Source organism: Candidatus Thiopontia autotrophica, assembly GCF_982804495.1.
Window position 1 is genome coordinate 169161 of the sequence record NZ_CEYDPX010000001.1, and the last position, 13998, is coordinate 183158.

Sequence of the window (13998 nt, forward strand, 5' to 3'; positions counted from 1 at the left end):
CTGTCGATCCATTTTTTCCATGGTGATAAGGTCTGTTGGATGAATCTTACGTTAACTGCAACTGCCAGACAGGCTCGATATCTCCGGGATCGGTGGGGCGATGACCAGTTGCAGAGAGGAGTCGCTGTATGGGAAACCCCAGCTATCCTGTCTGTGTCGGCCTGGATAAGAGAGCAGTGGGATCGGCAACTACAGAGAGGGGCTGATCTTCCACATCTGTTATCTGCCGAGCAGGAACGGGTGGTTTGGCGCCAGACAATTCCGCATGAGCTGTTGGGGGAGGAGTCGTTTCTGCGTAAGGGGGATCTGGTTGAGCATGCGATAGTGGCTAACCAGATATTTAACCGCTGGAGAGAGAGAGGCGCTGGGCTCCCCATAGATTCACATGTTGACGAGCAGGAGCTTTTCCGGCGCTGGCAGTTACAGTTTAAGGAGTATTGTGAACGCCATGATTTGTTGGAGCATGCACGTATTGCAGAGTGGTTAAGAGAGCTGCTGTTTGATGGGGGCATGGAGATATTGCCAGAGACTGTCTCAATCTATGGGGCATCACAATTCAGCAGATCCGAGAGACAAATTATTGAACAGTTGAACGAGCTTGGCTGTGAGGTAAGAGAGGAGGGCGGAGTATCTATAAGCAGTGTAGTGGTTAAGAGTTCGTTGCCCAGTGAGAGTGAGGAGGAGGTGGCGGTTGCATACTGGTTGCGAGATTATCTGCAGGATAATCCGGGCCACAAGGTTGCTGTTGTGGTTCCAGGGTTGTATGGGAGGCGGAATCGTCTTGAGAGGCTGTTTGGCTTCATTCTGATGCCTGAGACCAGGGTTCGGTCTCTGTCGAACAATCTTCTGCCCTATAGATTTTCATCTGGACCATCTCTATTACAGGATCCGCGTATAAATACGGCAATGCAGCTCATGGAGTTGGCAGGTAGAGGCCTGCCTCTGCAGGAGGCGGCATCTCTGTTGCGCTCACCCTGGCTTCTGCAGGGTGCAGAGATTGAGGTGAGGTCGATACTTGAGCTGAGATTGCGCCACTGGCGTAATCCAGAGGTATCTCTGGCTACGCTGATTCGCCTTTTTGAGCAGGAGAGTGTAGATGGCGGCATATATGCCACACGTTTTCTTGGGGCCCTGAGGGCGCTTGAGGGGTTGTGGTTGAGTGAGGCCAGATTAACCACGACCGAGTGGGCAGGCAACTTTAGTCGTGTCCTCGCATTTTTCGAGTGGGCCGAAAATGGTGAGAAGAGTGATATTGCTCTCGCTGCCTATAACAGCTGGCGAGACGGACTGGATCGATTCTCCTCGATTGGAGACTTTACTGGAGTCATCTCATTCTCTGCAGCTATTTTGGAGTTCAGGCAGATTCTTGCCAGAATGGATATTCAGTATGACCAGGCGGTTGATGCAGCTGTTGAGATTGTGACTCCAGAGGAGGCACGGGGAGTAGGTTATGACGCACTATGGGTGATGGGGATGGATGATCGGAGCTGGCCAGCCAGAAGAGAGCTTTCGCCTTTTCTCTCCCTGGAGTGGCAGCGTGGCCAGGTGCCAATGGCAGCTTGCGGCAATAATCTGAAAATAGCAGAAGAGATGGTTGCCGGTTTCTCTGTTGCAGCAGACAAGGTCTTCTTCAGTTTTGCCGAGAGCAGTGAGGGTGAGGGTGGTGAGGAGAGTCTGCGGGCGACATCCATGGTTGGTGATGTTCCATTTATGGATTATCAATCTCTTGGTCTAAAAACTACAGTTGAAAAGTGGTGGCTGGATAGTGACAACATTTCACTGGAAGAGATTGATGAGGGTGCACTCTCTCTGCAGTATGGATCAAGGGTTCGTGGTGGAAGTTCAATTCTTGCAAACCAGTCACAATGTCCCTTCAGGGCATTTGTCCGCCATCGCCTGCAGGCAGAGAGTGTGGAGCGAGAGCAGCTTGGACTTGATCCGCGAGAACGGGGTACCCTGGTCCACAATCTGCTCGAAAGATGTTGGCAACAACTGGGGCTCTCGTCCATAAAGTTGAAGCAGATTGATGAGCAGGTATTGAGATCACTGGTTGCGGCAGTGGCAGAAGAGACAGTTGAGAAGTTCAGGCACTCCAGAAAGGATCGCATGGGTGATGATTTTGCAGCCAATGAAGCTGCCAGATTGAGCCGGCTCGCGATGCGTTTTCTACAGCTGGATCGAGGGCGTGTAGCCGAGTTCAGGATTGAGGAGATGGAGCAGTTGCATACGATTGCACTGGATGGGATAACCATCTCGGTGAAGATGGACAGAGTGGACAGGCTGGAGGATGGACGCAGGGTGTTGATTGATTACAAAAGTGGCAAGGTTAGTAGCGCAAGTTGGCAGGGGGAGCGTCCGGAAGAGCCGCAGTTGCCGCTCTATACCACCCTGCTTGATGATGTCGCTGCGGTGCTCTTTGGTCAGGTTCAGGTTGGTGAGGTCGCCTATAAGGGGGAGCAGGAAGATGAGAGTCTGCTTAAGGGGGCTGATGGAAAGGGCAGGGGAGGAAGACGAAAAGTAGTTGTCAGTGGGGGGTGGGGAGAGCAGATTGGTCAGTGGCGTGCTGTCGTAACAGATTTGGCTGTTGAGTTTAGAGAGGGAGTTGCGACGGTTGATCCACTAAAGGGAAAAAACAGTTGTCAGTACTGTGGACTGGAGTCTCTCTGTCGGGTTGAGTATGAGGTAGCAGAGAAGTGATGCAGTCGATAGAGATGGAGGAGGAGAGGACTGTTCGTGAGGAGGTGCTAAACCCTGAGTTGTCTGCAATAGTTCAGGCTCCTGCCGGATCGGGAAAGACCGAGTTGCTGATTCAGCGTTTTCTCTCTCTATTGGCTGGCGTTAAAGAGCCGGAGGAGATCCTCGCGATCACCTTTACCCGCAAGGCTGCAGGAGAGATGCGTACACGACTGCTTGATTCATTGATGATGGCGGCCTCCAGGAGATCTCCAGCTGAACCACACAAGGCAGTGACATGGCGGTTGGCCAGCGAGGTGCTGAAGAGGGACAGCGAGAGAGGGTGGAAGCTGTTGACTAATCCTGGGCGTCTGGAGATCCGCACCATGGACAGTCTTAATGCAAAGCTGGTTCGACAGATGCCGGTAATGGCGGCATTTGGGGGGGTTCCAGGAATCAGCGATGATGCAGAAGAGGCATTTTCCGGAGCAGCCAGACGAACAATTCAGCATCTTGAGAAAAAGGATAGGGCTGCAGTAGCTCAGCTTTTGGCATGGCTGGATAATGATGTAGGCCAGCTTGAGCGCATGTTGACAGATATGTTGGGACATCGTGATCAGTGGCTGCCGCATGTGGCCGCGGGGGTGGGTGGTGTGGTTGATCGTGACTCACTGGAGCAGACACTCTGTACGGCGGTTGAGCAGTCACTACAGAACGCCAGGAATGGGTTGTTGAGAGTTTTGGGGGAGAGCGGGGTTGACCAGCTAGTCACTCTTGCCGCCTCTGCTGCGGAGGTTGTGAATAGTGGTGCCAACAATCAGCCTGTCTCTGCCTGTGCTGCCATGGATAGGTTGCCAGAGGCAGATGCCTTCTCTCTGCCCCAGTGGCAGGGGATTGCGTCGCTCTTTCTCAAGGGTGGTGAGAAGTTCAGGGTATCGAAAAATAGCTGGAACAAGAATAACGGCTTCCCCCCTGGAGCTGCAGGGGGCAAGTTAAAGCAGCTTATGCTCTCCCTGCTGCAGACAGTTGAATCAGATCATGAGGCAGCTGTGGCAATTCAGCAGATTCCACTGCTGCCACCAGTACGTTATGAGGATTCACAGTGGGAGACTATCACCTCACTGTTTCAGGTGTTGTTGATAGCTCAGATTGAGTTGATGGGGTGGTTTGAAGAGAAGGGTGTAGTTGACCATAACGAGATTGCACGGCGTGCCCTCCAGGCCCTTGGCAGTGAGGCTGAGCCCACCAATCTGGCACTGCGCCTGGACTATCAGATACACCATATTCTGGTTGATGAGTTTCAGGATACATCTCATGGTCAGTTTGATCTGTTGAGCCGTCTGACTGCAGAGTGGTCAAATGAGGATAAGGATCGTACCCTCTTTCTGGTGGGTGACCCCATGCAGTCAATCTACCGTTTTCGCCATGCCGAGGTGGGGCTCTTTATCAAGGCGATCAAAGATGGGGTTGGCGGACTACAGCTTGAGTATAAAAAACTGTTGGCAAATTTCCGCTCTGAGGAGGGGGTGGTGAGATGGATTAACCAGAGCTTTAGCACAATATTTCCTGCCCACTCGGACCGTTTTAGTGGGGCTATTCACTACTCTGAATCGATCTCTACAAGGCCCCAACCTGCTGAGAGATCAGTAGTAGTTCATCCGTCACTGCTGGCAGATTATGAGGCTGAGGCGTCAAAGGTGGTGGAGTTGGTCAGGGAGGAGATTCCACTGCTGCAGGAGAGCGGGGACAAGATCGCCATTCTGGTTCGCTCTCGTAGCCATCTTAACCAGATTACCTGGCAGCTATATAGTGCGGGGGTAGCCTACAATGCGGTTGAGATTGAGTCCCTGGGAGATCGGCCGGTAGTACGTGACCTCCTGGCTCTAACCCGTGCCCTCTTTCATCAGGCAGACAGGGAGGCGTGGCTGGCCATATTGAGGGCGCCATGGAGTGGGATCTCACTACAGGATCTACTCTCTCTGACAGCAGGGGCAGCAGATCGAACAATCTGGTCGTTACTGTTTGATGACTCCCGTCTGGAGCAGCTCTCAGCAATTGGTGCAGAGAGAGTTAGGTGGTTACGAAACATGCTCGAATCTGTTTTTGCCGAGCGTGGCGAAGCGGTAGTCGATTTATGGGTGGAGCGTGCATGGGTATTGTTGGGAGGTGCAGCCATCCATGAGCAGATGGGGGTTGCTGGTCAGGCAGAGAGAGAGTCTGCATCGTTTTTTGATCTGCTTGGACGAATGAGTGAGGGCGGTGAACTAACTGACTTCGACTACCTTCGAGAGCAGTTGAACAGGCAGACAGTTCGTTCCGGGGCAGATCCAGATAGTCGGGTAGAGGTGATGACCATCCATAAGTCCAAGGGGCTGGAGTTTGATACGGTGATCCTTCCCGGGCTTGGCAGAAAACCCAGAGGAGATCAGCAGAAGCTATTGCACTGGTTGGAGATCCCTGGAGTTGGTGAGAATTCTGCAGAGAGCATGCAGCTGTTGCTCTCTCCGGTGCGTCCAGCGGAGCAGGGTAGTGATGAGGATAGATTGGGACGATATGTTCGCAAGGTGGAGCAGTCGCGCGAACGTAATGAATTATCACGCCTGCTCTATGTGGCAACTACCCGTGCCAGACGCAAGCTGCACCTGCTGGGTGCCAGCAAAATAGATTCTGAGGGGGAGCTTGGTCGTCCCCAATCTGGCTCCCTGCTTGAGCAGCTATGGCCAGTTGTGAAGAGCAAATATGAGCAGCTGTTTGATTCGGGGGTTGTTGATCTGGAGTCAGCAAAAAACAGAAAGATGGTTATACAAGGCAGTGCAAGGCCACAACGTATCTCCACTATATGGGAGCAACCTCACCCTCCAGCTGCCACCCCATCCGCAGGTCAACAGACATTTGAGAGTGAACGGGTTGTCTATCAGTGGGCGGCAGCCAGTGCTGTACATGTTGGCACAGTGGTGCATGCGATTTTGCAGTGGATTGCAGATGCTGGTGTCGAGAGCTGGCGTGATTCTGACAAGCTGCGCTCCGTTCGCAAGAGAGCTGAAAACCAGCTAAGGCAGCTCGGGGTGGCATCAGAGACCATGGTTGAGGCGGCAGACAAGGTGATGGAGGCACTACGACTTGTGCTGGAGGATGATAAGGGCTGCTATCTGCTCTCTGACCACGCAGAAGCAAAGAGTGAATGGAGTCTGTCAGCCAGGATTGGAGATGAGCGATTCAATATTACTATCGATCGTACCTTTGTTGATGAGGATGGAGTTCGCTGGATTGTGGACTGGAAGACCAGTAGCCATAGTGGCGGTAATCTGGATGGTTTTCTTGATGAGGAGGTGGCTCGTTATACCCCACAGCTACAACGTTATGGCAAGGTGCTACAGCAGATGGAGGATCGTCCGCAGAAGCTGGTTCTATATTTTCCCATGCATCAGGTAGTAAGGGTGGTTGCGTGAGAATAGAGTACTTCTAAAGTTTTCCATCCACCATCCTCTTGTGGTTTTTGAGATAGCTTTTGTATTTTTCAATAGCATCAATTCTGGATTGAGAAACACTCTTCTCTTGCAGAAATAGCTCCATTCTTTTGCGATCTTTTTGTGCTCTCTCGGTTCCAAAGGCCTCGGCCAGGGTGTACCAGGTATGTGCGGCTGTAAAGCTGAAGATCTTCTCTTCATATATTTTGCCTATCTTGCGGGCCACCTCTCCGCGCTCTTCATTGGTGAATGGCACCGGGTTCAGGGTCCGGTTTTCAAGCCATGCGGTTGCACGATTTGGGTCGATTGCGACTGGCCCACCCTCTTGAAACAGGGTGCCGAGTTGTTCCTGTAGAGCAGCCAATTGCATAAGATTGATTTTTTTCTGTTGCGCACTGCGTAGCGACTCTGCCATGCGGAAACCATTTTCAACAGCAAGGGTAAGAGCCAGCATGGCACGGTTGGCATCCTCGGGAACAAGTTTTCCTTGTGCGTACAGTTTGCCCAGTTCGTACTGGGCCTCACTGTTCCCCATCCCTGCCAGGCGGCTTAACTCCATTATGGCTAGCTCTCCATTGCCATCACTAATGGCCCGTTTTGCCGAAATCAAGTCAGCACTGGATGGTAGGGATACACAGAGAGTGATACCAAATAGCAGGGTTGAGATATAAGTTGATGGGCGTGATTTTTTCATGGGGAAATTATACACATGAACCACGGGGCGCATGGTTACGAACCATGTATAATTCAGAACATGTCTGGAAATTCGCTTGGAAAACTTTTTACTGTCACTACGTTTGGTGAGAGCCATGGTGCAGCACTGGGTTGTATTGTGGATGGCTGTCCTCCGGGGGTCGAGATTTCAGAGGCTGAACTGCAAAAAGATCTTGACCTGAGAAAGCCTGGAACATCTCGTCATACTACTCAACGCAAGGAGTCTGACAAGGTAGAGATACTCTCTGGGGTGTTTGAGGGAAAAACCACGGGAACCCCTATCGGATTACTGATTCGCAATGAGGATCAACGCTCGAAGGATTACTCCGGTATCGCCGACCGCTTTCGTCCTGGCCATGCGGACTATACCTATAATCAGAAATATGGTGGTTTTCGTGACTATCGTGGCGGAGGCAGATCATCTGCCCGAGAGACTGCAATGCGGGTTGCTGCAGGGGGGGTTGCAAAGGCTGTTCTAAAGGCCCAGTTTGGGGTCGAGATTCATGGCTATCTATCCCAGATTGGCCCCATAAAGGTTGAGGATCTGGATTGGGATCAGGTTCATCAGAATCCTTTTTTCTCTCCAGACAGCAGCAAGGTTGCCGAAATGGAGGCCTATATGGATGAGTTGCGCAGAGAGGGAAACTCTATTGGTGCCCGCATCAATGTGGTTGCTGCCGGTATGCCTCCCGGTTGGGGGGAGCCTGTATTTGATCGCCTCGATGCTGATATCGCCCATGCAATGATGAGTATTAATGCAGTAAAGGGGGTTGAGATCGGTGCAGGATTTGACTCTGTTGAGCAGAAGGGTACAGAGCACCGTGATGAGATGACACCAGATGGGTTCAAGAGTAATAATGCAGGTGGAATTTTGGGTGGGATTTCATCCGGTCAGGATATTCTGGTCTCTATGGCGCTCAAGCCGACCTCCAGTCTGCGGATTCCGGCAGATACCATCAATAATGCTGGAGATCCTGTTGAGATAGTAACAGAGGGCAGACATGATCCGTGTGTAGGGATTCGTGCGACCCCAATTGCCGAGGCAATGCTAGCGATTGTTTTGCTTGACCATGCACTGCGTCAGCGAAGCCAGAATGGAGCTGCACATTCAGATACGCCTGTAATCTGAGATTCTCGGGTATCGTGTGACTACTGCTCTTACATATAGATCTCTATACAAGAGACTATCCAGTTTTTACCTGTTCTATTTTGCCACTCTGGGGGTTTTGATCCCCTATTGGGGGCCATATCTGGAGAGTCTTGGTTTCTCTATTCGTGAGATTGGAGAGCTGACAGCAATTCTGGCAGCAACCAAGATTGTGGCACCAAATATCTGGGGATGGTGGGCTGACAGAAGGGGAGAACATCTATCAATAGTCCGTTTTGCTTCGTTGGCATCAATTGTTGCTTTCGCAGGGGTCTTTATTGGTAGTGGCTACTGGTGGCTGGCACTGGTAATTGCCCTATTCAGTTTTTTCTGGAATGCCTCACTACCGCAGTTCGAGGCGGTGACGCTGAACCATCTTGGAGAGAAGGTAGAGCGTTATTCCTCGATCAGACTTTGGGGGTCGGTTGGTTTCATCGTTACAGTAGCGATACTGGGACCAATGCTTGAGTGGTATAGCGTGAGTCTGGTGCCGGTTGCGCTGATGATCCTGATGGTGGGAATCTGGGTTAGTAGTCTGTCCGTTCCGACAGTTCCAGATCCAGAGCATGGCCATGGACATCTATCTCTGAAAAATGTACTGCGTCGCCCGGTAGTGGCGGCGTTGCTGGCAGTTGCCTTTCTCAACCAGGCAGCACATGGAACCTACTACACCTTCTATACCCTCTACATGGAGTCATTTGGTTATGACAAGGGGCTGATCGGTCTGCTCTGGGCGGTTGGGGTTGGGGTCGAGGTGGCGGTTTTTATGGTGATGTCGCGCTGGATGGTTCGCTTCGGGGAGCGTAACCTGTTATTGATCAGTCTGTTCCTGGGGGCTATTCGGTGGCTTGTGATCGCGTTTTTCCCCGAAAGTCTGGGTTTGATGTTTGTGGCGCAGAGTATCCACGCCGCCAGTTTCGGCATCATCCATGCGGTCTCCATTCACATGGTGCATGATCTGTTTCGTGGAAAATTGCAGGGAAGGGGGCAGGCTCTCTACTCCAGCATCAGTTTTGGGGCTGGTGGTGTGGTTGGTAGTCTGCTGGGCGGTGTGGTCTGGACGACAATGGGTTCATCATCGATCTTTCTGTTCTCAACCATACTTACAGCGCTTGCATTTGTTGTGACCTGGCGCTGGATTCGCTAGCAACATCAACACTTTTACAGCGGGGACAGCAGGGAGTAAAATGGGCCGCTTTCACGCTATCCACTTATTCAGGGACCGATAACAGAAGCCATGGCCGGAAAGACCCTATACGACAAACTCTGGGAAGCACATGTTGTTCGAGAGGAAGAGGACGGAAGTTCATTGCTCTACATCGATAGACAGCTGCTTCATGAGGTGACATCTCCACAGGCCTTTGAGGGGCTGCGCATGGCAGGCCGTAAACCGTGGAGGGTGGACGCCAGTCTGGCTGTGCCTGACCATAATGTTCCTACCAGGGATTTGGAGATGGGAATTACCGATCCAGTTGCACGTACCCAGGTAGAAACCCTGGGACAGAATACATCCGATTTCGGGATTACAGAATTTGCCATGGGAGATATTCGTCAGGGAATCGTCCATGTGATTGGTCCTGAACAGGGGGCAACCCTTCCGGGGATGACTATTGTCTGTGGTGATTCACACACCTCAACTCATGGTGCGCTTGGTGCGCTTGCTTTTGGTATCGGAACATCCGAGGTAGAGCATGTGTTGGCTACCCAGTGCCTGGTGCAGAAAAAATCGAAAAACATGCTGGTTAAGGTCAATGGATCTGTTGGTCCTGGGATTACTGGCAAGGATATTGTATTGGCGATCATTGGCAAGATCGGCACTGCTGGTGGTACCGGATATGCAATCGAATTTGCTGGCGAGGCAATTGAGGAACTCTCTGTTGAGGGACGGATGACAGTCTGTAATATGGCGATCGAGGCTGGTGCCCGTGCCGGGATGGTAGCAGTTGATCAGAAAACTATTGAGTATGTAAAAGGGAGACCATATGCACCTGATGAGGAGTTATGGCCGCAGGCGGTAGAGGCATGGCAGGATCTGCACAGTGACATAGACGCACAGTTTGATTCAGTGGTTGAGTTGAATGGGGCAGAAATAGCACCCCAGGTTACCTGGGGGACATCACCAGAGATGGTGGTATCAATTGAGGATAGTGTTCCCAACCCTGCAAATGAGACAGATGGTGTAAAAAAGAGTGGTATGGAGAAGGCGCTGGCCTATATGGGATTGGATGCGGATACTCCGATTGACTCCATATCTGTCGATAAGGTTTTTGTTGGTTCCTGTACCAATTCGCGAATTGAGGATCTGCGTGAGGCAGCGCTGGTTGCTGCAGGCAGAAGAGTTGCCCCCAATGTTAAGCAGGTGCTGATTGTTCCCGGGTCTGGTTTGATCAAAAAGCAGGCGGAGTCAGAGGGGCTGGACAAGATTTTCATCGATGCCGGGTTTGAGTGGAGAGAGCCTGGTTGTTCCATGTGTCTGGCGATGAATGCGGATCGCCTTGACCCTGGTGAGCGTTGTGCCTCTACCTCCAACCGAAATTTTGAGGGAAGACAGGGGCAGGGAAGTCGTACCCATCTAGTTAGTCCGGCAATGGCCGCTGCGGCTGCAGTGACTGGTCACTTTACAGATGTTAGAGAGTTGTTGAGGGAGAGTCGGTAATGGAAAAATTTACCAGGCACCAGGGGTTGGTGGTACCGTTGGATCGTCCCAATGTAGATACTGATGCGATTATCCCCAAACAGTATTTGAAGTCGGTCAAGCGCACCGGGTTTGGACCCAACCTGTTTGATGATTGGCGTTATCTTGATCCGGGAGATCTCTCGATTGATAACGCAAGCCGTCGCCCAAACCCCGGTTTTGTACTTAATAATGATAAGTATAAGGGGGCAACAATTCTCTTGGGACGTGAGAATTTTGGTTGTGGCTCCTCGCGGGAGCATGCGGTGTGGGCATTGACAGATTACGGTATCAGAGCGGTTATAGCTCCCGGTTTTGCTGATATCTTTTTTAATAACAGCTTCAAGAATGGACTGTTGCCTATCACCCTTAGTGAGGATGAGATTGAGCAGCTCTTTCAGGAGGAGGCAGAGGGTAGCGGATATCAATTGCAGATTGATTTGGATGCACAGACGGTAACTACTCCGGAAGGTGGCTCCTTCTCCTTCGAGATTGATGAGTTTCGCAAATATCGGCTTTTAAATGGGCTGGATGATATTGGTCTGACTCTACAGCATGAGGATTCCATCAGGGTATATGAGGCACGCCGCAGCTCTGAGGCTCCATGGTTGTTCAGGTAGATGGATTGTCGAGATAATGATTTTTGGTTTATTAATTTTCAGTTTTTAAGAGTACAAGTTGATGAGTAAGAAAGTTGCAGTGTTGCCCGGTGACGGGATTGGTCAGGAGATTGTTGCAGAGGCAATCAAGGTACTGAATGTTCTGCGGAGTGATTTTGGGTTGTCAGTCGAGACCGAGGATGGATTGATCGGTGGTACCGCATATGATGTGCATGGAACCCCTCTGCCGGATCAGACTATGGAGATTGCCAGAGAGGCTGATGCAGTTCTGTTGGGTGCTGTAGGTGGTTATCAGTGGGAGTCACTGGATATTGCGGTGCGTCCAGAGAAAGGGTTGCTCGGAATCAGGGCAGGTCTGGATCTCTTCTCCAACCTTCGTCCGGCAATTCTATATCCACAGTTGGCAAGCGCATCTACTCTAAGAGAGGATGTTGTCTCTGGTCTGGATCTGATGATTGTGCGCGAGCTTACAGGAGGCATCTATTTTGGCCAGCCACGCGGTATCCGTACCTTGGATAGTGGAGAGCGTCAGGGGTTTAATACTCTGGTCTATGCAGAGCATGAGATTGAGCGTATTGGCCGTTCCGCATTCGAGATCGCAATGAAGCGTGACAAGCGTATCACCTCTGTCGATAAAGCCAATGTGCTGGAGTCTACAGAGTTGTGGCGCGAGGTGATGGAGCGTGTGGCTGGGGATTATCCAGAGGTGGAGCTCTCCCATATGTATGTAGACAACGCAGCCATGCAGCTGGTGCGTGCACCCAAGCAGTTTGATGTAATGGTTACCACAAATATGTTTGGTGACATCCTCTCTGACTGTGCCGCGATGTTGACAGGCTCAATTGGAATGTTGCCATCTGCCTCACTGGATGCCAATGGTAAGGGCATGTATGAGCCGATTCATGGCTCTGCTCCGGATATTGCTGGACAGAATGTGGCCAACCCGTTGGCAACCATTCTCTCGGTATCCATGATGTTACGTTATAGTCTGGACGAGGCAGATATGGCTGACAGAATTTCTCAGGCAGTTGATAAGGTTTTGAATAGTGGTCTGCGTACCCGAGATATTCACTCAGAAGGGATGCAGGAGGTGAGCTGTTCTGCTATGGGTGATGCGGTGGTAGCTGCGCTGAGAGGATGATTGTCGATACTTTCGAGGCGATTCATGTCTCCGTTTCCGGTATGCAGATGAACTCAATTAAACGTTCTACCTGATGTCTGCAACAGCCATTTCCATCGGTGGCGTAGGTCTGCTCCTTAATAGCCTCCACGGAGACGGCTCCATCTGCAATGGCATTGATTACATCCATCTTTATCACCTCGTTGCAGGTGCATAGATGGCGGTCCAGATCTTTTTTAAGAATTGGTGGAAGCCTGTCCAGAGGATCCGTTATGGAGGTGTTGCCCATTTTCTCGTAGTGCTATGTTGCTGAAAGGATTATCATAGCCTTTTTTGGCTATCATCGCTCTTTTAGGTGGTTGGTGATCAGCAATTCTAGAATTCTAGATTATAGCGCTTTTTCAAAGAAAACCGTCATCCTTGCGAAGGCGGGGATCCGGAAAACAGAAGGTTCGATTAAGATGAAGAAAGTAGGTTTTGTCGGTTGGCGTGGCATGGTTGGCTCGGTTCTGATGCAGAGGATGCGTGAGGAGGGTGATTTCGCAAAAATTGATCCGGTTTTCTTCACTACCTCACAGCTTGGGCAACCAGGCCCTGATGTAGGCAAGGAGGTGCCATCACTCAGGGATGCCAATGATGTCTCCGATCTGGTAGAGATGGATGCCATCATCAGCTGTCAGGGTGGCAGCTATACCAAGGCGGTGATCGGCCCACTGCGTGAGTCAGGCTGGAATGGTTACTGGATTGATGCAGCCTCATCTCTGAGAATGAATGATGAGGCCACTCTGGTGCTGGATCCAGTCAACCGCACTGTAATTGATAACGCTCTGAGTGACGGGAAAAATACATTTGTAGGAGGTAACTGCACAGTCAGTCTGATGTTGATGGCAATTGGCGGACTCTTGCAGGAGAATCTTGTTGAGTGGATCTCACCAATGACCTATCAGGCTGCATCGGGTGCGGGTGCGCGCAACATGCGTGAACTTATTTCCCAGATGGGAAGCATCAGGGATAGTGTCGGTGGATTGCTTGATGATCCTGCCAGTGCAATTCTTGAGATTGATCGTACCGTCTCTTCACATATGAATAGTGATGGTTATCCAACAGACAATTTTGGGGTGCCACTGGCTGGCAGCCTGATCCCATGGATTGATACCCAGCTTCCAAGTGGGCAGAGTCGAGAGGAGTGGAAGGCAGAGGCAGAGACCAACAAGATTCTGGGTCGCAGTGATAACCCAGTACCTATTGATGGACTCTGTGTCCGTATTGGTGCAATGCGCTCCCACAGTCAGGCACTGACCATCAAGATGAAGAGAGACATTCCGGTATCAGAGATTGAATCGATCATGGCCCAGGCCAATGACTGGGTGAAGGTGATCCCAAATGACCGCGACCTGAGCATGGTTGAGCTGACACCGGCCAAGGTAACTGGAACCTTGAGCGTTCCTGTCGGACGAGTACGCAAGCTAACCATGGGGCCAGAATACATATCCGCATTTACTGTTGGAGATCAGCTGTTATGGGGCGCTGCAGAACCACTGCGTCGCCTGATGGGAATTGCATTAGAGCTGTAGCAGGTTCGC

Annotated in this window: 10 protein-coding genes; 8 read left to right on the forward strand and 2 right to left on the reverse strand. The window is 51.2% G+C overall.

Annotated features, from left to right (window positions below; translation table 11 throughout):
- Positions 1–39 precede the first annotated feature (39 nt).
- Both AC3ZFK_RS00990 and AC3ZFK_RS00995 read left to right on the forward strand, forming a co-directional pair.
- On the forward strand, positions 40–2697 hold the full coding sequence (locus tag AC3ZFK_RS00990; protein WP_487505911.1) for a PD-(D/E)XK nuclease family protein: 2658 nt from the start codon (positions 40–42) through the stop codon (positions 2695–2697).
- Positions 2697–6122 (forward strand): UvrD-helicase domain-containing protein, encoded by a 3426-nt coding sequence (locus tag AC3ZFK_RS00995; RefSeq protein WP_487505912.1) that lies wholly within the window; start codon positions 2697–2699, stop codon positions 6120–6122. Before AC3ZFK_RS00990 ends, AC3ZFK_RS00995 begins: the two co-directional genes overlap by 1 nt.
- Positions 6123–6135: 13 nt before the next feature.
- On the opposite strand, the gene AC3ZFK_RS01000 is transcribed toward AC3ZFK_RS00995, so the two are convergent.
- Positions 6136–6834, reverse strand: a complete 699-nt coding sequence (locus AC3ZFK_RS01000) for a tetratricopeptide repeat protein (RefSeq protein ID WP_487505913.1) — start codon at positions 6832–6834, stop codon at positions 6136–6138.
- A gap of 60 nt (positions 6835–6894) precedes the next feature.
- On the opposite strand from AC3ZFK_RS01000, the gene aroC reads away from it, so the two are divergent.
- The 5 genes from aroC to leuB all read left to right on the forward strand — a co-directional run bounded on the left by aroC (position 6895) and on the right by leuB (position 12436).
- On the forward strand, positions 6895–7983 hold the full coding sequence (gene aroC / locus AC3ZFK_RS01005; RefSeq protein ID WP_487505914.1) for a chorismate synthase: 1089 nt from the start codon (positions 6895–6897) through the stop codon (positions 7981–7983).
- A 16-nt stretch (positions 7984–7999) separates the two neighbouring features.
- A complete protein-coding gene (locus AC3ZFK_RS01010) occupies positions 8000–9148 on the forward strand; it encodes an MFS transporter (protein WP_487505915.1) in 1149 nt (382 codons plus the stop codon).
- Between the two features lie 90 nt (positions 9149–9238).
- Positions 9239–10657, forward strand: a complete 1419-nt coding sequence (gene leuC, locus AC3ZFK_RS01015) for a 3-isopropylmalate dehydratase large subunit (protein ID WP_487505916.1) — start codon at positions 9239–9241, stop codon at positions 10655–10657.
- Positions 10657–11295 (forward strand): 3-isopropylmalate dehydratase small subunit, encoded by a 639-nt coding sequence (gene leuD, locus AC3ZFK_RS01020; RefSeq protein ID WP_487505917.1) that lies wholly within the window; start codon positions 10657–10659, stop codon positions 11293–11295. The genes leuC and leuD overlap by 1 nt, the downstream gene beginning before the upstream one ends.
- 61 nt (positions 11296–11356) lie before the next feature.
- The gene (gene leuB, locus AC3ZFK_RS01025; protein WP_487505918.1) at positions 11357–12436 is read left to right on the forward strand and encodes a 3-isopropylmalate dehydrogenase; all 1080 of its coding nucleotides are present in this window, start codon (positions 11357–11359) and stop codon (positions 12434–12436) included.
- A 22-nt stretch (positions 12437–12458) separates the two neighbouring features.
- On the opposite strand, the gene AC3ZFK_RS01030 is transcribed toward leuB, so the two are convergent.
- Complete coding sequence (locus AC3ZFK_RS01030) at positions 12459–12704, reverse strand: (2Fe-2S)-binding protein (protein WP_487505919.1); 246 nt, start codon at positions 12702–12704, stop codon at positions 12459–12461.
- Positions 12705–12876: 172 nt separating this feature from the next.
- Here AC3ZFK_RS01030 and asd point away from each other — a divergent pair, with 172 nt between their 5' ends.
- On the forward strand, positions 12877–13989 hold the full coding sequence (gene asd / locus AC3ZFK_RS01035) for an aspartate-semialdehyde dehydrogenase (RefSeq protein WP_487505920.1): 1113 nt from the start codon (positions 12877–12879) through the stop codon (positions 13987–13989).
- Positions 13990–13998 lie beyond the last annotated feature (9 nt).